This is a genomic window from Bradyrhizobium sp. HKCCYLRH3059 (assembly GCF_051168035.1).
Taxonomy (GTDB): Bacteria; Pseudomonadota; Alphaproteobacteria; order Rhizobiales; family Xanthobacteraceae; genus Bradyrhizobium.
In genome coordinates, this window is the sequence record NZ_JBNPUF010000001.1 from 840,208 (window position 1) to 860,266 (window position 20,059).

A 20,059-nucleotide genomic window follows, 5' to 3' on the forward strand; every position below is an offset into this window, starting at 1 on the left:
CGCGTGACCAGCTCTCAGCTCCTACAGCGGCAACTCACCATACGAGCGATTGGCGAGGCTCGCTTCCTCCAGATCGAGATCGCGCTCGATGCGGCGGCGGGTCTCGTCGGTGATCTTGCCGTCGCGCAGCATCACGTGGATGAATTTGCGTTCTGCCGTGATCAGCTCGCGGGTCAGCTCGATGCCGAGCGCGGATGCGTCGTTGTCCTCGGGCTTCAGACCTTCCGGGAGCTGGTTGGTCCGGACCTCGTGGCGCGCCCGTAGCAGCCGCACCACCTCGTCCGACAGCTCGCGATCGCTGGTCATCGTCTCCAGCGACCGCAAGGCGCTGTCGAGCGCCTCGCGCCGGGCCGCGATCTCCTGCTCATGCTCGCGCTGATGCTCGGCGCGACCCTGGTTGCCGACCCCGAGCCAGCGCACGACGGCCGGCAGGGTCAGGCCGAGGCCGATCAGGGTGAAGAAGATCACGCCGAAGGCGATGAACAGGATCTGGTCGCGATAGGGAAACGCGTCGCCGGTCGACAGCGTCAGCGGAAGCGCCAGCGCGGTGGCGAGCGAGACCGTGCCGCGCACGCCGGTGAAGCCGATGATGAAGGTCTGCCGCCAGGGCGGCAAGGGATCGCGGGCTCGCAGCGACGAGCTCAGCAAACGCGGCAGGATGGTCGCCGGGAAGGTCCAGGCGAAGCGCGCGATCACGACGATGGCGAGCACCAGCGCGGTCGCGATCATGATGTCGTCGAGCGGAAAGACCTTCGACTTCTCGTAGATCAGCCGCATCTGGAAGCCGGTCAGCAGGAACAGCATGCCCTCGATGAGGTAGATCATCAGGTCCCAGAAGAAGATGCCCTGCAGGCGGGTCGCCGAGGAGATCCACAGCGGTCCGTTCCAGCTCATGTAGAGGCCGCAGGCCACCGTCGCGATCACGCCGGAGCCGCCGACATGCTCGGGGATCCAGAACGCCAGATACGGCGTCAGCACCGACAGGGTGATCTCGACCTGCGGGTCGCGGGCATAGTGACGGGCGCGCAGCATCAGCCAGCCGACGCCGATGCCGAACGCGATCTCGCCGACCACGATCAGGCCGAACTCGCCGGCCGCGACCGGAAAGGAGAAGGCGCCGGTGGTGATGGCGGCCACCGCGAAGCGATAGAGGATCAGCGCGGTCGCGTCATTGGCGAGGCCCTCGCCTTCGAGAATGACCATGACCCGGCGCGGCAGGTGCAGCCGGCGGGCGATGGCGAGCGGCGCCACCACGTCTGGCGGCGCAACGATGGCGCCGAGCAGGAAGCCGAGGCTCCAGGGCAGGCCGAGAAGATAGTGGGTCGCGGTGGCCACCATGGAGGCGGTGAAGATCACGCAGCCGACCGCGAGCAGCACGATCGGCCGCAGATTGCGCTTGAACTCGCGCCAGCTCATCGCGACGCTCGACGAATAGATCAGCGGCGGCAGCACCACCAGCAGCACGAGCTCGGGGGGCAGCGCGAACGCCGGCATCGTCGGCACGAAGGCGAGCGCGATGCCCGCGAGCATCAGGAGGATCGCCGGCGCCAGGTTGGCCCGCCGTGCAAGAAGTGCGGTTCCCGCCAACACGGCCAGCAGGATCAGGAATATCTGAAAGTGAGCTTCCATGGCTGGGGGCTTGGCGTCGTCGCGCCGGCGTCAATCCCGGAGGTCGTAGCGGTAGGACTTCGACACGATCTGCCAGCCGTCCTTCAGTTTCATCGCCACGAGATAATCGGTGAAAAAGCGCGGCGGCAGCTGGCAGCGCACCTTGATGAAGGCCGTCTTGTCGTCCGAACGATCGATGGTGACGATGAAGTCCTCGCGCGGCTTGCCCTCAGCCTTGGCCGATGGGCGCTTGCGCACCCAGGCCAGCCAGTCCGGCACGGTCAGGATCTTGAGTTCGCCATTCTCGACCCAGCGCAGGTCGGCGGTGGGGTGGAACACGGCACCGAGCTTGTCGGCGTCGCCCTCGTAGAGCGCATCGAAATAGCCCTGAACGACGGCCTCGACGGTGGAACGGTCTGTGCTCACGGCCAACTCCCTGGGAACCTGGACAAACAAGGATCGCATTTTCGATGCAAAACAGCGCTTGGCAAGGCATGAACTGGCGTCATTGCGCCAGCGACAGACTATAATGGCCGAGGCCAGGTCGATCGGGAATAAATCTGCGTGATCCCGGTCACAAGCCCAATGGGCTGCACTCTGATAGGCAGGTCCCAGCAGGTCTCCCAGCGGTATGGGGTAGGTACGATGTCTTGGTCACTTCGATTGGGCGGTTACATCCTGGCGGGAGCGCTGCTGCTGGTCGGCCACCCCGCGCTCGCCGACAAGCGGGTGGCGCTCGTCATCGGCAATTCCGCCTATCAGAACGTGCCGCAACTGACGAACCCCGCCAATGACGGCGCGGTGATGACGGCGACCTTCAAGAGCGCGGGCTTCGATGTCGTCGATTACCGGCGCGATCTGACCGCGCGGGAGACCAGGCGAGCCTTGCGCGATTTCGCCGACGCCGCCCGCGATGCCGATATTGCGGTGGTCTACTACGCCGGCCACGGCATGGAGGTCGAAGGGGCGAACTATCTGATCCCGATCGACGCCCGGCTCGAGCGTGACACCGACGTCTATGACGAGACGCTGTCGCTCGACCGTATTCTGGTCGCCGTCGAGCCGGCGAAGAAGCTGCGCCTGGTCATTCTCGACGCCTGCCGCGACAACCCGTTCACCCGCAACATGCAGCGGACGGTGGCGACCCGCAGCCTCGGCCGCGGCCTCGCCAAGGTCGAGCCGACCAGCCCAAATACGCTGATCGCCTATTCCGCCAAGGCCGGCTCGACCGCGCAGGACGGCGACGGCAAGAACTCGCCATTCACGCTAGCGCTGTCGCGGCATATCGCGACCCCCGGCCTCGACGTCCGCAAGGCGTTCGGCTTCGTCCGCGACGAGGTGCTGAAAGCGACCGCCAACCGCCAGGAGCCGTTCGTGTACGGCTCGCTCGGCGGCGAGGACGTGCCGCTGGTCCCTGGCGTGCCGCGCGTCGTGACACAGATGCCGGTGACGCCGCCGCCGAGCCCGCAGGCCGACATCCGGCGCGACTACGAGCTCGCGATGCAGGTCGGCAACAAGGGCGCGCTGAACGCCTTCCTGGCGCAATATCCCGACGGGTTCTACGCCAGCCTCGCCAAGTTGCAGCTCGACAAGCTCGCCGCCGAGGAGAATCGCGCCGCCGCTTCCGAGAAGGCCCGCGCCACCGAGGCCGAGCGGGCGCGGCTCGCCGCCGAGGGCGCGCGCAAGGAGACCCTCGCCAAGGCGGAGGCCGAGGCCAGGGCGGCGGAGCAGGCTCGGATTGTCGCTGAGAAGGCTAATCAGGTGGCGCAGCAGCAGGCGGCCGACGCCGAGAAGAAGCGCGGTGAGCAGCAGCTCGCGGCGGTCGACAATCCGCGCGCGGCGACCTCGCCCGGCGCGCCCACGCCCGCAGCACCGCAGCAGGGCCAGGTCGCCTCGCTCACCCCGGCCGCGCAGCCCGCCGATCTCGCCAAGTCGGTGCAGCTCGAGCTGCGCCGCGTCGGCTGCCTCACCGAGGATGCCGATGGCGACTGGGGCTCGGCCTCGCGCCGCTCGCTGTCGCAGTTCAACCGCTATGCCGGCACCAAGCTCGATACCCAGGCCGCCTCGGCCGATGCGCTCCAGGCGATCAAGCTCAAGCAGGCGCGCGTCTGCCCGCTGGTCTGCCAGCATGGCACCAAGCCGGACGGCGACCGCTGCACCCGCATCGTTTGCGCCGAGGGTTCGTTCGTCAACGACGACAATGAGTGCGAGAAGCGGCGCGACAGGAAGCCGGTCGCCAAGCGCGATGGCAGCGACGAAGATGTGCCGTCGCGCCGCCGCGCCCGTGCGGCACCGGAGGCCGGGCTGCCGATGCCGGCTCCCGGTGCGGGCGTCGGGGTTGGGATCGGAGGTGGTGGCGGTCTCGGCGTCGGGGCGGCTCCGGGCTACACCAGGCCGCAGACGCAAGCCGCCCGGCCGAAGTCGGGCGGGCAGATCTATTGCGACGCTTATCTGTGCCGCGCCGTCAGGCCCGGTTGCCGGCTGGAATATCGCGGCGGCGGCGGCCCGGCCAACAATGCCAGCGTCGAGGTGTGCAACTGATCAGGACGAGATTACGCTGGCGGCGATGTTGACCATCAGGGCGACCAGCGCGGTGTTGTAGACGAACGAGATGATGCCGTGCACGGTCGCGGTGCGGCGGATGATCTTGTCGGTGATGCCGACGTCGGAGACCTGGGCGGTCATGCCGATGATGAAGGAGAAGTAGACGAAGTCCCAGTAATCGGCGTGCTCGTCCTTGTCGCCGCTGGGGAATTGCAGGCCGCCGGGCTTGGCGCCGCGGTAGTAGTCATGGGCGTAGTGCAGGGCGAAGGTCGCATGCACCGCGGCCCAGGACAGCGAGACGGTGAGCAGCGCCAGCGTCAGCGCCGGAGCGTCGCGCTTGGAAGCGCCGAGCTCGAGCACGATCGCGGCGATGCTGGCGAAGGCGCCGAGCGCCGTGACCAGCAGGATCACGAAACGGCCGTCGTCCTGCATGACCGCCTTGCGGCGGATGTGATGATGCTCGCTGCGCAGCATCATCGCCGCGACCAGCACGAGGTAGAGCGCGGTGAAGATGTCCCAGCTGATCAGGAGCCGCGTGATCAGGCGGAGTGCCGGCGGCAGCAGGAAGAACGCAACGATCGCGAGGCCCAGCGATATGAAGGTGCGCGGCCGCGCATAGATGACGCGCAGCGCAGCCGGCAGCCGCGTGAAGCGGGCGAGGTCCGGATCGTCGGGATGGACTCCGCCCAATGCCTCGCCTCAGCTCTTGCGTTCGGCGACGAAGTGCGCGGCGGCCCGCAGCACGTCGCCCTTGGCGCCGAAGACCGATAGCGCGGCATCGCCGCGGGCGAGCAGGTCGCGGACGCGCTGCCTGGCGCCCTCGACGCCGAGCTGGGTGACGAAGGTGGTCTTGCCGAGCTCGGCGTCGGCACCGGCCGGCTTGCCGAGGGTGGCGGCATCGCCCTCGACGTCGAGCAGGTCGTCGGCGATCTGGAAGGCTTCGCCGAGCGCGCGGCCGTAGTCGTCGAGCGCCTGGTACTCGGCCGCCGAGGCCTGGCCGAGCAGGGCGCCGGCGATGCAGCCGAAGCGGAGCAGGGCGCCGGTCTTCATCTGCTGGACGCGGGCGACGTCGACCGGGCCACTGTCGCCGAACCGGCCCTCGCCGGCGAGGTCGAGGATCTGGCCGCCGGCCATGCCGCCGACACCGGCGCAGCGGGCCAGCGCCCGGGTCAAAGCGAGGCGGACGCCGGCATCGGGATGGATCTCGTCGCGGGTGATGATGTCGAAGGCGATGGTCAGCAGCGCGTCGCCGGCCAGGATCGCGGTGGCGTCGTCATAGACCTTGTGCAGGGTCGGACGCCCGCGCCGCAGGTCGGAATTGTCCATTGCCGGCAGATCGTCGTGGATGAGCGAGTAGCAGTGGATGCATTCGAGCGCCGCGCCGGTCAGCAGCGCGCCCTTGCGCGGGACGCCGAACACGGCGGCGCTCTCGACCACCAGGAACGGGCGCAGCCGCTTGCCGCCGTTCAGGCTCGAATAGCGCATCGACTCGATCAGCCGCTTCGGCCTGATGATCTCGTCCGCCAGCGGCGCATCGCCGAGGAGCTCGCCGAGCAGGGCTTCGGTCTCTTCCGCGGTCTTGTCCAGGCGTTGGGTGAAGTCGGTGAGGGCCGTCGCAGTCATTTAACAAGAGCTCCAGGGGCAAAATTCGCCGGACAATCGTTGATGGCGGCGACTTCGTCAATTGCCGGAGCGGTGGCGGCTTTCGGCCGTAACGGCGGAAAAAAGCAGGAAACCACATCGAGATGTCGGATAATCCCGGCCAATTGTCCGCCCCCGCGGCGGTCCCAACCGAGCGACGCCTGCCCTTGCGTACCGTCAGAACCATCCTCGTGATCGCCGTGCTGGTGCTGCTCGTGCCCTATGCGCTGACGCCGTTCTATGCCGTGGGTCACCCCGTCTCGACCCTGATGCTGTGGCGGTCGGTGACGGGGCAGCCGGTGACGCGGCACTGGATCGACCTCTCGGCGATGTCGCCGTATTTGCCGCGCTCGGTGGTGGCCGCGGAGGATGCCAAATTCTGCAGCCATCACGGCATCGACTGGGGCGCGCTGCGCGAGGTCATGGACGATGCCGAGGACGGCGAGGTCTCGCGGGGCGGCTCGACCATCACCCAGCAGGTCGCCAAGAACCTGTTCCTGTGGCAGGGCCGCAGCTATGTTCGCAAGGCGCTGGAACTGCCGCTGGCGCTGTGGATCGACCTCGTCCTCGGCAAGCGGCGCATCCTCGAAATCTACCTCAACATCGCCGAGCTCGGTCCCAGCGGCCAGTTCGGGGTGGAGGCGGGCGCCAATTACGCGTTCAACCGCTCGGCAGCTGGCTTAGGGCCGCGCGAGGCGGCGCTGATGGCCTCGATCCTGCCGAACCCCGTCCGGCGCAGCGCCCGGGCCCCGGGGCCGGGTGTGCGGCGGCTGTCGGCGACCTACATGGTGCGGGCCCAGGCCTCCAGCCTGCAGGCCTGCTGGGGGGAGCGGCGGTGAGGTCCGAGCGGGCGCAATTTTGGCCAAAAATGCCTCGGAGAGCCCTAGCCATGCCGCACCCCTTCCTCTATAAGCGCGGCCTTGATCGGCATCCGGGCTCGCCAGCTTCATGGCTGCAGCCGTCCTTTGCGGACGATGCCTTGCAAAAATACCCTAGAGGATACCGATATGGCCGTCCCCAGAAGAAAAACTTCGCCGTCGCGCCGCGGCATGCGCCGCTCGGCTGACGCCATCAAGAAGCCGACCTATGTCGAGGACAAGGATTCCGGCGAGCTGCGTCGTCCGCACCACCTGGACCTGAAGACCGGCATGTACAAGGGCCGCCAGGTCCTGAAGAAGAAAGACGCCTGATTGTCCGCGCGGGCCGCTTTCCAAGCTGCCCGAATTCGGCCATCGATGGGGTTGAAAGCGGTCCCGTGCGACGTGATTCGCCGGGACCGTTGCGTATCTGTGTCGCGTGATCCCGTCTCGCTGTCTCATCTTCGCACCGATTGATTTTGCGCCGGGCCGCCGCCCGCGCCATCCAAGGCTTCAACCGATGTCCATGGTCGGTTTCCCGCTGCTGCTGATCCCGCTGGCGATCTACAACATGATCGTCTTCCTGATGCCGGGGGTCGCGTTCAGCGAGACGCTGCTGCGCCTTCAGCTTCCGTCGGGCGAGGTCTGGACGATCTCGCTCGGCGACATGCTGCTGGCCCTGGGCGTGCTGCTGCTGCTGCTCGAAATCATCAAGGCGGCGAAGCCGAACGGGAAATATCTGACCGATCATCTGCTGTCCCTGCTGGTCTTCGGCGGCGCCGCGGCGGAATTCGCGATGTGGCAGAAGTTCGGGAATTCGACTTTCCTGCTGCTGACCCTGCTGGCGATGGTCGATTTCTTCGGCGGAGTCTCGCTGCGCACCAAGCGCGCCGCCCGCTCAGTCGTCGCAGCTCCCGCTTCCATGCCCGCGCCGGCCGAAGCGACCGTGCCTGATCCGGAACCTCAGCCGATCGAGGAGCCGGCCAGAGAATCGGTCAAAGAACCGGCCAAGGCGGAGGTTGAGCAGGCGGAGGTTCAGAAGGCGGATGCTGCCGCGCCCGTCGTTGAAGAGCCGATCGATGCCGTGCCGGCTGCTGCTTCGGTCGCCGAGTCCGTGCTGCTCGACCGCTCGGTCCCCCGGCCGGCTCCCGCTCCGACGACCGGCTGGGTCGCGGAGGCAAAGGAGACCGAGACCGCCTCTCCGGGCGCTCCAGAGCCGCCCAAACCCGACGCGCCGAAGCCCTGAGGCGCAGGAGCGCGCCGCTCAGATCATTTCTCGGGTCCGGCCGCCGGCACGCGTGACCGGCTGAAGCCTCGCCGCATAGGCACTGTGGACGTCGGCAACCGCCGCGCGCCTGAGCGTGCGGGTTTGCGGCAGCTGCTCGGCGGTCGCGATCAGATGGGTCACGAAGCCGGCGTCGGGGCGTGCTGCGCGAACGATCCGCGCGCGAAGGTCATGGCTCGCATCGCTCGGCAGCAGCGTCACGGAGCGGGAGGTCTCCTCCGACCCATCCAGGCGATCGCCGTCCTGATCAATCGTTAACATTGTCCAACCACCGCCGGCGCGATTGTCACGTTCTGGGACGCCGGAGCCTTTCGCTCCTCGATCTCGCAAGAGCAATGCCGTTCCAAGCGCTCTGGAGCGCTGCATGTTCCAAACATGGTTGACGCGTCTCCGACACGCGCTCGTCGCCTCGGCATGCTCTCCGTTAACCAGAGATGCGTAGTCTGATTCGCGAACTCGGCCGCCGCCGCTCGCGCGGATGCGCGCTGGCCGTTCCCAAATCAGCGCCGGTCCTGCCGGCCTGTGCCGAAACGAGGCGACCTTGACATCCGAATTGCCACAGACCGCGATGATCCTGGCGTCCCTGGGCCAAGCTGCCTTTGTCTGGGATCTGGCGAGCGACGTGATCGTCTGGAGCGATCACGTCGGGGCGGTGTTTGCCGACGTTCCGCTGCCGCAACTCTGCAACGGCGCCGAATTCAGCAAGCTCATCGAGCCGGACCGCAGCATCCGCTCCGAGATCCTGCACCAGGCGGCGCCGCTGCATGGCGCCGCCGGCACGCCGTACCGGATCGAATATGGCGTGCGCACCCACGCCGGTGCGCCATTGATCTGGGTCGAGGAGACCGGCTGCTGGTTCGCCGGCCCCGATGGGCGGCCCTTGCGTGCCCAGGGCATTGTGCGGATCAACAACGAGCGCCACGCCCGCGAGGAGCAGCTGCTCAAGCTGTCACGGCACGATCCGCTGACCGGCGAGCTGAACCGAACGCATCTGCTGGCGACGCTTGCCGAGGTGATCGAGGAGTCGCAGCGGTTCCGCTTCTCCTGCGCCTTCATGCTGGTCGGCATCGATCATCTCGCGCGCATCAACGACGCCTTCGGCTTCGACGTCGCCGACGGCGTCGTGCTGGAGATCGCCCAGCGCATCCGGGGCCGGCTCCGCGGTGGCGACACGCTCGGGCGGTTCTCGGGCAACAAGTTCGGGCTGATCCTGAAGAACTGCACGATGGACGACATGACCACCGCGGCCGAGCGCTTTCTCGCGACCGTGCGCGACGAGGTGGTGCCGACCAAGTCAGGTCCGGTCGCCGTCACCGCGACGATCGGCGCCGTGAGCGTTCCCCGTCACGCGCGCTCGGTCGAGGAAGCGGTCAACCGCGCCCATGAGACGCTCGACGCCGCCAAGCGCCGCCGCATCGGATCGTTCTCGACCTGGCGGCCGAACGTGGAGCGCGACGCACAGCGCAAGGTCAACATCCGCGTCACCGACGAGATCGTGACCGCGCTCAATGAGCGGCGCATCGTCACAGCGTTCGAGCCCGTGGTGAATGCCAACACACTTGCGCCCGCCTTCTATGAATGCCTGGTGCGGATGCGCCAGGATGACGGCCGGGCCTTGCTGGCGCCGGACGTCGTCCCAGTCGCCGAACGGCTCGGTTTGATCCGTCTGGTCGATCACCGCATTCTGGAGCTGGTGGTGGCGGAGCTCGCGAGCACGCCCGACGTCACCCTGAGCCTCAACATCTCGCCTGAGACCACCATGGATCCGGACTGGTGGGCCTCGATCGAGTCCATGATGCGCGCCCATCCTGGGGTCGCCGAACGGCTGATCGTCGAGATCACCGAGACGGTCGAGATCCAGGACGTCGACGATCTCCGCGGCTTCGTGACGCGGCTGAAAGATCTCGGCAGCCGAATCGCCATCGATGATTTCGGCGCCGGGCACACCTCGTTCCGCAATCTGCGCAAGCTCGGCGTCGACATCGTCAAGATCGACGGCGCCTTCGTGCAGAATCTCGTGCGCTCGGCTGACGACCGCGCCTTCGTGCAGACGCTGGTCGAGCTGGCGCGACGGCTGCAGATCAAGACGGTCGCGGAATGGGTGCAGGACGAGGCGTCGGTCGGGCTGCTGCGCGACTGGGGCTGCGATTACATCCAGGGCCGGGTGATTGGCCTCGCCTCGGTCGATCGGCCGTGGATCGGTAACGGCAGGGTGGAGCTGCCGGCGGCGGGTTGATCAGCCGCCGGCCTTCGGCGTCAGCCTTGCTGCTCGTCCTTCTTCGGCTCCGACATGCGATCGAGCCGGTCCTGCATTTCCTTCATCTGACGGCGCAGCTCGTCGATGTTGTCGTCGGCGGCCGGGGCCGGCTCGGCGGCCTTCTCGTCGGCGCGCACCGGCGGCGTGAACGGCTTGAACATCGAGAACGTCTGCTGGAACAGTTCCATGTTGCGGCGCACCTGCTCCTCGAGCGGCGCGAACGGCGTCCCGCTGAAGGTGTCGGCGATCTGCTTGCGGAACTTCTCCTGCTCCCGGGTCAGGGTATCGATCGACTGCTCAAGGTACTTTGGCACCACCATCTGCATGCTGTCGCCGTAGAAGCGGATCAGCTGGCGCAGGAACGTGGTCGGCAGCAGGTTCTGACCGGCCTTGTTCTCCTGCTCGAAGATGATCTGCGCGAGGACCGACCGCGTGATGTCGTCGCCGGTCTTGGCGTCGTAGACCAGGAAATCCTCCCCGTTCTTAACCATCGAGGCCAGATCTTCGAGGGTCACGTAGGTACTCGTCCCGGTATTGTAGAGCCGCCGGTTCGCGTATTTCTTGATTGTGGTGGGTTGGTCAGATTTCGCCATGAGCTCACACATGCAAACCGAGAACAGGGAACCCGGCGGCGTCGCCGCAGGGCGAAGAGCTACGCAATGCAATAACGTAATCACTTTCGAGCGAGTTCGGCTACGGTTTTGTGCGGAACGGTTAATCCCGCAGCAGAAATCTTGCCCACGAAACGGCCAAGCATCCCAATTTGAATGCGCTGCAACAGGAATTGCTGATGCCGCCAATTGACATGTCGCAACGACGTTAACAGGATGAAGGACGAAGGTTGCGCACTCGCCAATCCGGGGCTTGCGGAGGGCCGGCACGACCGTGAACTGAAAAGATCATTTTCATTTCAAATACCCTCGAGTCTCAAGCCCTCGCTTTCACGTCCAAGATCAAGAACCCCAGGAGATGCTCATGTCAGACGATGTCGTCATCGTCAGCGCCGCCCGCACCGCGGTTGGAAGTTTCAACGGTGCCTTCGCCAGTGTCCCGGCTCATGAATTGGGGGCGGTGGCCATCAAGGCCGCGCTGGAGCGCGCCGGCGTCGAGCCGGGCCGCGTCTCGGAGGTCATTATGGGCCAGATCCTGACTGCGGCGCAGGGCCAGAACCCGGCGCGCCAGGCTTCGATCGCCGCCGGCATTCCAGTCGAGAGTCCGGCCTGGGGCATCAACCAACTGTGCGGCTCCGGCCTGCGCTCCGTGGCGCTCGGCTACCAGGCGCTCGTCAATGGCGACTCCGACATCGTGGTCGCCGGCGGCCAGGAGTCGATGAGCATGGCGGCGCACGCGCAATATCTGCGCGCCGGCGTGAAGATGGGCTCGCTCGATCTGGTCGACACGATGATCAAGGACGGCTTGTGGGACGCCTTCAACGGCTATCACATGGGCAACACCGCCGAGAACGTTGCGAAGCAATATCAGATCACGCGCGCGCAGCAGGACGAGTTCGCCGTTGCATCGCAGAACAAGGCCGAGGCGGCTCAGAAGGCCGGCAGGTTCAAGGACGAGATCGCACCCGTGACGGTCAAGAGCCGCAAGGGTGACACCGTGGTCGACACCGATGAATATCCGCGTCATGGCGCGACGATCGAGGCCATGGCCAAGCTGCGTGCGGCGTTCGAGAAGGACGGCACGGTCACGGCCGGCAACGCGTCGGGCATCAATGACGGCGCGGCTGCCGTGGTGCTGATGACCGCCAAGCAGGCGGCCAAGGAGGGCAAGACCCCGCTGGCGCGGATCGTGTCCTGGGGCCAGGCCGGCGTCGACCCGAAGATCATGGGCACCGGCCCGATCCCGGCGTCGCGTTCGGCGCTGAAGAAGGCCGGCTGGAACATCGCCGACCTCGACCTGATCGAAGCCAACGAGGCGTTCGCCGCGCAGGCTTGCGCGGTGAACAAGGATCTCGGCTGGGATCCGGCCAAGGTCAACGTCAACGGCGGCGCGATCGCGATCGGCCATCCGATCGGTGCGTCCGGCGCGCGCGTGCTCGTGACTCTGCTGCACGAGATGCAGAAGCGCGACGCGAAGAAGGGTCTTGCCACGCTGTGCATCGGCGGCGGCATGGGCATCGCGCTGTGCGTTGCACGCGACTAAAAAGCCGGCAGTGACTGCGAACCGTTCAGCCTTCGCAATCGCGTCCAGCTCAACTAAAGATCAACGCCCGGCGATCTCGCCGGGCGTTTTGTTCTTGATGTCCGTCAAACACGTCGCATAATCGACCACTAAAAAAATGGAGTTGAGCGAGCATGGACGGTCGTGCGGCAAGTTGATCGTCGCGCGGAGGTTCATGATCCAATAACAACGGCAAGCGCGGCGACAGCCAGAGGTTGTCCTGTGCGATCAGTCATCGAGGGAAGGATTCGACATGGCACGTGTAGCGTTGGTGACGGGGGGAACGCGCGGTATCGGAGCGGCGATCAGCAAGGCGCTGAAGGCGGCTGGATACAAGGTCGCGGCGAATTACGGCGGCAACGATGCCGCGGCGGAGAAGTTCAAGAGCGAGACCGAGATCCCCGTCTACAAATGGGACGTCAGCTCGTTCGAGGCCTGCGGCGAAGGCATCAAGAAGGTCGAAGCCGATCTCGGTCCCATCGATGTGCTGATCAACAATGCCGGCATCACCCGTGATACGGCCTTCCACAAGATGACGCTCGAGCAGTGGAGCGCGGTGATCAACACCAATCTCGGCTCGCTGTTCAACATGACCCGCCCGGTCATCGAGGGCATGCGCGCGCGCAAGTTCGGCCGCATCATCAACATCTCCTCGATCAACGGCCAGAAGGGCCAGTTCGGCCAGGTCAACTACTCCGCGGCGAAGGCCGGCGACATCGGCTTCACCAAGGCGCTCGCGCTGGAGACGGCCAAGGCCGGCATCACCGTCAACGTGATCTGCCCGGGCTACATCAACACCGAGATGGTGCAGGCGGTGCCGAAGGACGTGCTCGAGAAAGCCATCCTGCCGCTGATTCCGGTGGGGCGCCTCGGCGAGCCCGAGGAGATCGCGCGCGCCGTGGTGTTCCTCGCGGCTGATGAGGCCGGAGCCATCACCGGCTCGACGCTGTCGGTCAATGGCGGCCAGTACATGGTGTGAGCCTCGCCGGCGGCGTTGCCTCCGGCCACCATCTGCGGTTAAGGAAAACCTGATGCCCGCGCTCGCCGCGGGCATTCACGTCTTGGACGCTCCCCGCACGGACGCAGGCGTGGGTGGCCGGCATGAGCCGGCCGTGACGGAGCCTGCCGCCTGATGTCCCAGCGCAATGCGACCCTGATCGGTCTGACCGCGATCCTGATGTGGTCGCTGCTCGCCTTGTTGACGGTGGCAACTGGCACGATCCCCGCCTTCCAGCTTGCGGCGATGACCTTCGCGATCGGCGGCGCGGTCGGCCTGCTCAGTCTGGTCCGCCGACCGGACGGGCTACGGGTGCTGCGGCAGCCGCTGACGGCGTGGGCCGTGGGCGTCGGTGGGCTGTTCGGTTATCACGCGCTGTACTTCCTGGCGCTGCGCTTCGCGCCGCCGGCAGAAGCCGGGCTGCTGAACTATCTTTGGCCGCTGCTGATCGTGCTATTTTCGGCCTTTCTGCCGGGGGAGCGGCTCGCGGTTCATCACGTGACCGGCGCCGTGATCGGGCTTGTCGGCACCGCGCTGCTGTTGCTCGGCAACGGTGCGAGCTTCGCTGCGAGCCAGTTGCCGGGGCTCGCGGCCGCCTTCGTCGCGGCGTTCGTGTGGGCGATCTATTCGGTGCTCTCGCGCCGTCTGAAGGCGGTGCCGACCGATGCCGTCGCCGGCTTCTGCATGGCGACGTCCGCGCTCGCGGCCCTGGTCCATGTTGCGGTCGAGCGAACGGTCTGGCCCGACGGCCCGACGCAGTGGCTCGCTGTTGCCGGTCTCGGCATCGGCCCGGTTGGCGCCGCGTTCTATGCCTGGGACATCGGGATGAAGCGCGGAGACATTCGCGTGCTCGGTGCCGCATCCTATGCGACGCCGCTGCTGTCGACGGCTTTCCTGATCGTTGCCGGCTATGCCCGCCCGAGCGCCGCCCTGGCGGTGGCCGCACTGCTGATTGCCGGCGGCGGTCTGGTCGCGGCCAAGGACATGTTCCTCCTGCGCAAGCGCTGACCGCGTCAGGTCGAGCGACGTCAGGCGGGGCCGGCTCGCATGCGGACTCGGCACGGCGGTCCGAATCCGCCGGTTATCCTTGCTGCGCACTTAACCGTGCGCAAAACCGGCACGCCGGCCGGTAGCTTACAACCGCCGATTACAGTTTGGCGCGGTCTGCACCTAACCCGCCCTTTACCCGTGCTGAGCGATAGTCCCTGCGAAATGGTGCTGACAACGGGGCGGCAATGCCGGACGTGAGACGTTACATGGCCCGCGCAGGGGAGCTGTTTCGCGTTCCCGCCGACAGTCCCGAGCTGACGCGCGCGCAGTTCCAGGCGTTCTCCAAGCAGGTGCCGCTGCTCTATTTCATTCTCATCACCAACAGCCTGGCGCTCGCCTACACATTCCTGCCGCTGGCGCCGACGTGGCTCACGATTTCGGTGCCGGCGTTGCTATCGACGATTACCGGCGCGCGCATGCTGTGGTGGCTGCGGCAGGGCGAGGCCGCCAGCAGCGACGCCGAGGTGCTGCGCAACCTGCGTGTCACCAACCGGATTGCCGGCCCGATCGGGGCGCTGTTCGTCGTCTGGTCCTTCGCGTTGTTCCCCTACGGCGACCCATTCGCCAAAGGGCAGGTCGCGTTCTACATGGCGGTCACGGTCATCGGCATCATCTTCTGCCTGATGCACCTGCGCTCCGCAGCCCTGATCGTGACCCTCGTGGTCATCGTGCCCTATGTCATCTTCTTCATGTCCACGGGCGTTCACGCGCTGCGGGCGATCGCAGTCAATCAGCTGCTCGTGTCCGGCGCGATGGTCACGGTGCTGTTCATCTATTATCGGGATTTCGCCGCGCTCGTCGCCAGCCGCAAATCGCTGCTCGCGGAGCAGGCGGCGACGCAAGCGCTGTCGGATGAAAACTTCCGCCTCGCCAATCTGGATTCGCTGACCGATCTGCCCAATCGCCGTCGCTTCTTCTCGGAGCTCACGCAAGCTTTCGCCGAGGCCGACCGGGACGGCACGCGGCTCGCCGTCGGCATCATCGATCTCGACGGCTTCAAGCCGATCAACGACACCTATGGGCACACGGTCGGCGACCGCGTGCTGATCGAGGCCGCGCGCCGCATCCGCGACGCCTGTGCCGGCCATGGCGGCCAGGTCCATCTCGCCCGGCTCGGCGGCGACGAGTTCGGACTGGTGGTCGCCGGCAATCCCACGGACGACGATCTGCTCAACCTCGGACGGCAGATCACCGACCTCATCAAGCTGCCCTATCAGTTCGACACGACCCATACCGGCCTGTCGTGCTCGACCGGCTTTGCGTTGTATCCGCGCTCGGCCATGGTTGCGGATGCGCTGTACGAATGCGCCGACTATGCGCTCTACCACGCCAAGCGCCGCGCCCGCGGCCAGGCCATCATCTTCTCGACCGAGCTCGAGGCGGAGATCCGTAGCCGCAGCGTGATCGAGCACCTGTTGCGCACGGCCGATTTCGACGCCGAGATGGACCTGGCGTTTCAGCCGATCATGGACGCGATGAATTCGCGCACCACCGGATTCGAGGTCCTGGCGCGCTGGCACAGCCCCAAGCTGGGTACGGTGTCGCCCGCAAGCTTCATCCCGGCCGCCGAGCGGATCGGCGTCATCCGCAGCCTGACGCGTTGTCTGCTGGTCAAGGCGCTCGCCGCCGCGCGGACCTGGCCGGACGACATTCGCGTGTCGTTCAATCTCTCCGCGCACGACATCTGTTCGCCGGATGGCGTCCTGCCGCTGCTGGCGGTCATCCATGCCAGCGGCGTGCCGCCGCGCCGCATCGAGTTCGAGATCACCGAGACCGCCGTCACCTTCGACTTCGCCCGCGCCGAGCAGTCGATCGCGGCATTGAAGGCGATCGGTTGCGGCATCTCGCTGGACGATTTCGGCACCGGCTACTCGTCGCTCAGTCACGTCCACCGGCTGCCGCTCGACAAGCTCAAGGTCGACCGCAGTTTCGTGAGCGACGTCAACGCCAACCCGATCAGCCACAAGATCATCAAGTCGCTGACCGGCCTCTGCGCCGACATGGAAATTTCGTGCGTCGTCGAGGGTGTCGAGACCAAGGAGCAGCTCGACAGCCTGCGACGTCTGGGCGCGGACTACATCCAGGGCTACTACTTCGCGAAGCCGATGCCGGCCGACGCGATTTCCGGCTTCCTCGCCCAGGAGCGCCAGCGCTTCGCCGAGCCGGCCGCGAAGGTCGCCGGCGCGAGCGCCTGACTCAGACCTCCGGCTCCCAGCCGGGCGGCGCAAGCTCGAATCCTTCGAACATGAAGCCCGGCGCCACCGTGCAGCCGACGAGCGTCCAATCGCCGGCGCTCTCGGCGGCCTGCCAGGCATGGGCGGGCACCACCGCCTGCGGCTGCTGGCCGGCTGCGAGGTCGATGCCCAGCGTCGTCGTTTGCGGCGCCTGGCCTTCGGCGGCGATCCGCAAGGTCAGCGGCGCACCGGCATAGAAGTGCCAGGTCTCGACCGCGTCGACCCTGTGCCAATGCGAACGCTCGCCGCGCGCGAGCAGGAAATAGATCAAGGTCGATGCGGCGCGGCCGGAGGCGTCGACGGCCGGATCGCGGAAGGTCTCGCGAAAATGTCCGCCCTCCGGATGAGGCTGCAGGCCGAGACGCGCGATGATGTCGGCAGCCGAGAGCGTGGCCATCGTCGTCCTCGCCGTTACGACTTGTTCTTGCGCTCGCGCAACTCGCCGAATACCTGCTCGGCGCTGGCGCCCTTCATGCGCAGCCGCACTGCGACGGCCGGATCGTCGGCGCGCAGGAACACGTTGGCGGTCTTCTCGTCGCCCAGCAGCGACGGAATGGTCGGCCGGTTGGCGGCACGCAGCCGCGTGACCTCCTCGGCGCGAGCCTTCAGCGCCGCGTTGTCGCCGTCGACGGTGAGGGCGAATTTGACGTTCGAGGCTGTGTATTCGTGGCCGCAATAGAGCCGGAAGTCGTCCGGCAGCGCGCGCAGCTTGAGAAGCGAGTCCCACATCATCGGATAGGTGCCCTCGAACACGCGGCCGCAGCCGACCGAGAACAGCGTGTCGGCCGCAAACAGCGCCTTGTCGGCATCGAACACGTAGGAGACGTGGTCGAGCGTATGGCCCGGCGTTTCCAGCACGCGCGCGAGCAACTCGCCGATCTTCACGACATCGCCATGGGCGACTCGCAGATCGACGTTGGCGATCGCCGTCGTCTTGTCGTGGGGCGCGACCACCCGGCAGCCATATTTCTGCTTGAGCTCGGCGACGCCGCCGACATGGTCGTGATGATGATGCGTGATCAGGATGTCGGTGAGCCTCCAGCCTTCGGCGTCCAATTGCCGGACGATCGGTCCGGCCTCGGGGGCGTCGATCGAGGCAGTCGCACCGGTCGCGGGGTCATGGATCAGATAGCCGAAATTGTCGGACAGGCAGGTGAAGGCGCGGATGTCGGCGGCCATGATGTCTCCGTCGGCGGGACCGGGCGAGGCACGATGGTCGCGCTCGCGATGCCAGAAGGTCGTGGAAGCGGAGCCCGGGCGCAGCGCTGCGGGGCGGCCTCCGATGTCCCGCGCAGAGATATGGCGTTAACGCTGGAGGCGCAACGCAATATTCGGCGCGCGGCAGCGCGCGCTCGCATGATACATTGACGTCATGGACGTGATCGATCTGCGAAATTTCTATTCGGGTCGCCTCGGGATCGTCGCGCGGCTCTTGATCAACCGCGGTATCCGCGCGCGCTGGCCGAGCGCGGCCGGGCAGCGGGTGCTCGGCGTCGGCTATCCCACGCCCTATCTTGGCCTGTTCCGCGAGGATTCCGAACGCTGCATCGCCTTCATGCCGGCGGCGCAGGGGGTGCTGAAATGGCCGACGGCGCGGCCGACGCTGGCCTCGCTGGTGGACGAGTTCTCGCTGCCGCTGCCCGATGCGGCGATCGACCGCATCCTGATCGTGCATGCGCTGGAGATGTCGGACGACCCGGCCGGGCTGCTGCGCGAGATGTGGCGGGTGCTGGCGCCGGCGGGACGCATGATCATCGTGATCCCGAACCGGCGCGGCGTCTGGACGCGGACCGACAACACGCCGTTCGGCCATGGCCGGCCCTATTCGCGCTCGCAGATCACGCAACTGCTGCGGCAGACCTGGTTCACGCCGACCGGCTGGGGCGAGGCGCTGTTCATGCCTCCGGTCGGCGGCTGGTTCCTGAAATCGGCGATGGCCTGGGAGCGCGTCGGCGCGGCGCTGTCGCTGCCGTTCGCCGGTGTCCACATCGTGGAGGCGACCAAGCAGGTCTACCGGGTGATCCCGGCGCGCCGCGAGCGCATTCGGCTGATCCCGCGGCTCGAACCGGTGCTGGCGCCGTCACCGTCGGCCCCCGGATCCGGTGGCGCCGGTCGCCGCGAGGTCGGTCCGCCGTCGCGCGAAGCATGATCCCGGGCCGTTTTCCTGCGCGCTTCCCGCGCAAAAAAACGGGTGGGCTCAAGAGCCCACCCGTTTCGTCATGATGGAGGGTAATCGCTATTCGCCCGGATTGAGGTCCTCGCTCGGCGCCGGTGCAGCAGCGGCTGCTTCAGCGCGCGGACCATGCGGACGCCGGCGGCGCCGCGGATAGCGCTCGGCAGCGCCCTCGAAGGCGGCCGGGGGATTGGCGATCTGCGGCTGCGGACCGGTGATGAAGGACGGCAGCCGATCGACGCCGCTGTCGGCGATGACGGGCTGGGGTTGCGGCTGCGGCTGGTACTGGACGGGCTGCGGCCGCTCCCGGTGCTCGCGCGGCTCCCGCTCGCGATGTTCGCGGGGTTCACGGTGTTCCCGCGGCTCGCGGTGTTCGCGCGGCTCGCGATGCTCACGCGCTTCGCGGTGCTCGCGCGGCTGCTGCTCGCGCTGATAGGGCTGGTTGTCGCCGCGCTCGCGCTGGCCGCCTTCGCGGTCGCGCATGAAGGGTTGGGGCTGAGGCTGCGGCTGGGCCGGAACAAAGCCGGGCTCCTGGCCGAAATGCGAGAAGCTCTCACCGTCATCGTCGAGGTCGTCGACGGTCAGGTCCTCGGTGTTGCGCGGCTGCTGCGGCTGATTCTGGCGGAACTGCTCCTGCGCGGCGGCAATCAGGCGGAAATAGTGCTCGGCGTGCTGGTAGTAGTTCTCGGCGGCTACGGGGTCACCCGAAGAGCGGGCGTCGCGGGCAAGCTGGACATATTTCTCGGCGACATGAGAGGCAGTGCCGCGGATCTTGATGTCCGGTCCATTGGACTCGAACACCCGGGTCAGCGGATTCTGGCCGCGCCGGTTATTGTTGTTGTTACCGCCGCTGTTCCGGTTGCGCATCCGCTTGTTGTTCTGACCGTTTCTCATGTCCTGCCTTTATTCCAACCCTGCGTTAGGAGCACCGATTGTCTGAGCACTGATTGTTATCGGAATACCGAGAGTGTATTGAAATACCTTCGCCGGGCTCGGACGCCTCGCGCGCGGTCCAAATGGTCCCATCCGACCCATGTCGGTTCCGACATGCCGGTTTGACCCATGCCGATGTGATCGACAGCCGATTCTCTCGACAAAAGCGCGTTCAAAACGCGTTCCCCACCCGCCAGCCCCTGGGACCGGCGAACCACGTCATTCAGCCAGCCAAGGCGACATGCGCCACGACCGACCCAGTTTGCTTAGCGTAAGACCTCAAGTGCAAAGTCAGGCTTTCGTTCGCT

At 66.6% G+C, this 20,059-nt stretch carries 19 protein-coding genes; 10 read left to right on the top strand and 9 right to left on the bottom strand.

Going from position 1 to position 20,059, the window contains the following annotated elements; all coding sequences use genetic code 11:
* Positions 1–21 precede the first annotated feature (21 nt).
* Together ACQR13_RS03875 and ACQR13_RS03880 are read right to left on the bottom strand one after the other, a co-directional pair.
* Positions 22–1,629, bottom strand: coding sequence for a Na+/H+ antiporter (locus tag ACQR13_RS03875; RefSeq protein WP_315751919.1), 1,608 nt, complete (start codon positions 1,627–1,629; stop codon positions 22–24).
* Positions 1,630–1,659: 30 nt separating this feature from the next.
* Positions 1,660–2,034, bottom strand: a complete 375-nt coding sequence (locus tag ACQR13_RS03880; protein ID WP_315825547.1) for a nuclear transport factor 2 family protein — start codon at positions 2,032–2,034, stop codon at positions 1,660–1,662.
* Between the two features lie 219 nt (positions 2,035–2,253).
* Between ACQR13_RS03880 and ACQR13_RS03885 the strand changes: the two genes are divergently transcribed.
* Positions 2,254–4,149, top strand: a complete 1,896-nt coding sequence (locus ACQR13_RS03885) for a caspase family protein (protein WP_315825546.1) — start codon at positions 2,254–2,256, stop codon at positions 4,147–4,149.
* Here the strand turns inward: ACQR13_RS03885 and ACQR13_RS03890 are convergent, their stop codons facing one another.
* Both ACQR13_RS03890 and ACQR13_RS03895 read right to left on the bottom strand, forming a co-directional pair.
* Complete coding sequence (locus tag ACQR13_RS03890; RefSeq protein ID WP_316171004.1) at positions 4,150–4,842, bottom strand: DUF1345 domain-containing protein; 693 nt, start codon at positions 4,840–4,842, stop codon at positions 4,150–4,152.
* Positions 4,843–4,851: 9 nt separating this feature from the next.
* A complete protein-coding gene (locus ACQR13_RS03895) occupies positions 4,852–5,775 on the bottom strand; it encodes a polyprenyl synthetase family protein (RefSeq protein ID WP_315751923.1) in 924 nt (307 codons plus the stop codon).
* 185 nt (positions 5,776–5,960) lie between these two features.
* Between ACQR13_RS03895 and ACQR13_RS03900 the strand changes: the two genes are divergently transcribed.
* The 3 genes from ACQR13_RS03900 (at position 5,961) to ACQR13_RS03910 (ending at position 7,896) form a co-directional block, all read left to right on the top strand.
* Positions 5,961–6,632 (top strand): transglycosylase domain-containing protein, encoded by a 672-nt coding sequence (locus ACQR13_RS03900; protein ID WP_315751924.1) that lies wholly within the window; start codon positions 5,961–5,963, stop codon positions 6,630–6,632.
* Between the two features lie 168 nt (positions 6,633–6,800).
* Positions 6,801–6,983, top strand: a complete 183-nt coding sequence (rpmF, locus tag ACQR13_RS03905; protein WP_006610266.1) for a 50S ribosomal protein L32 — start codon at positions 6,801–6,803, stop codon at positions 6,981–6,983.
* A gap of 187 nt (positions 6,984–7,170) precedes the next feature.
* Positions 7,171–7,896, top strand: a complete 726-nt coding sequence (locus tag ACQR13_RS03910) for a hypothetical protein (protein ID WP_315715174.1) — start codon at positions 7,171–7,173, stop codon at positions 7,894–7,896.
* 18 nt (positions 7,897–7,914) lie between these two features.
* On the opposite strand, the gene ACQR13_RS03915 is transcribed toward ACQR13_RS03910, so the two are convergent.
* Complete coding sequence (locus tag ACQR13_RS03915; RefSeq protein WP_315715175.1) at positions 7,915–8,136, bottom strand: hypothetical protein; 222 nt, start codon at positions 8,134–8,136, stop codon at positions 7,915–7,917.
* Positions 8,137–8,503: 367 nt separating this feature from the next.
* Here ACQR13_RS03915 and ACQR13_RS03920 point away from each other — a divergent pair, with 367 nt between their 5' ends.
* Positions 8,504–10,171, top strand: a complete 1,668-nt coding sequence (locus ACQR13_RS03920) for an EAL domain-containing protein (protein WP_434862690.1) — start codon at positions 8,504–8,506, stop codon at positions 10,169–10,171.
* Between the two features lie 20 nt (positions 10,172–10,191).
* On the opposite strand, the gene phaR is transcribed toward ACQR13_RS03920, so the two are convergent.
* Positions 10,192–10,785 (bottom strand): polyhydroxyalkanoate synthesis repressor PhaR, encoded by a 594-nt coding sequence (gene phaR / locus ACQR13_RS03925; RefSeq protein WP_315715176.1) that lies wholly within the window; start codon positions 10,783–10,785, stop codon positions 10,192–10,194.
* Positions 10,786–11,167: 382 nt separating this feature from the next.
* Here phaR and ACQR13_RS03930 point away from each other — a divergent pair, with 382 nt between their 5' ends.
* From ACQR13_RS03930 to ACQR13_RS03945, 4 genes are all read left to right on the top strand, one after another.
* A complete protein-coding gene (locus ACQR13_RS03930; protein WP_315715177.1) occupies positions 11,168–12,346 on the top strand; it encodes an acetyl-CoA C-acetyltransferase in 1,179 nt (392 codons plus the stop codon).
* Between the two features lie 271 nt (positions 12,347–12,617).
* Positions 12,618–13,343: a beta-ketoacyl-ACP reductase gene (locus ACQR13_RS03935; RefSeq protein ID WP_315715178.1), complete on the top strand. Its 726-nt coding sequence runs from the start codon at positions 12,618–12,620 to the stop codon at positions 13,341–13,343.
* 153 nt (positions 13,344–13,496) lie between these two features.
* A complete protein-coding gene (gene yddG / locus ACQR13_RS03940; protein ID WP_315715179.1) occupies positions 13,497–14,369 on the top strand; it encodes an aromatic amino acid exporter YddG in 873 nt (290 codons plus the stop codon).
* Between the two features lie 227 nt (positions 14,370–14,596).
* Positions 14,597–16,606 carry a putative bifunctional diguanylate cyclase/phosphodiesterase gene (locus tag ACQR13_RS03945; protein WP_316193272.1) on the top strand — a complete coding sequence of 670 codons (2,010 nt, stop codon included), beginning with the start codon at positions 14,597–14,599 and terminating at the stop codon, positions 16,604–16,606.
* A 1-nt stretch (position 16,607) separates the two neighbouring features.
* Here ACQR13_RS03945 and ACQR13_RS03950 read toward each other — a convergent pair whose 3' ends face one another.
* Complete coding sequence (locus tag ACQR13_RS03950) at positions 16,608–17,042, bottom strand: cupin domain-containing protein (protein WP_315715181.1); 435 nt, start codon at positions 17,040–17,042, stop codon at positions 16,608–16,610.
* A 14-nt stretch (positions 17,043–17,056) separates the two neighbouring features.
* The gene (gene gloB / locus ACQR13_RS03955; protein ID WP_316166271.1) at positions 17,057–17,824 is read right to left on the bottom strand and encodes a hydroxyacylglutathione hydrolase; all 768 of its coding nucleotides are present in this window, start codon (positions 17,822–17,824) and stop codon (positions 17,057–17,059) included.
* 193 nt (positions 17,825–18,017) lie between these two features.
* On the opposite strand from gloB, the gene ACQR13_RS03960 reads away from it, so the two are divergent.
* On the top strand, positions 18,018–18,794 hold the full coding sequence (locus tag ACQR13_RS03960; RefSeq protein ID WP_315751930.1) for a class I SAM-dependent methyltransferase: 777 nt from the start codon (positions 18,018–18,020) through the stop codon (positions 18,792–18,794).
* A gap of 87 nt (positions 18,795–18,881) precedes the next feature.
* On the opposite strand, the gene ACQR13_RS03965 is transcribed toward ACQR13_RS03960, so the two are convergent.
* Positions 18,882–19,712 carry a DUF4167 domain-containing protein gene (locus ACQR13_RS03965; RefSeq protein ID WP_315751931.1) on the bottom strand — a complete coding sequence of 277 codons (831 nt, stop codon included), beginning with the start codon at positions 19,710–19,712 and terminating at the stop codon, positions 18,882–18,884.
* Positions 19,713–20,059 lie beyond the last annotated feature (347 nt).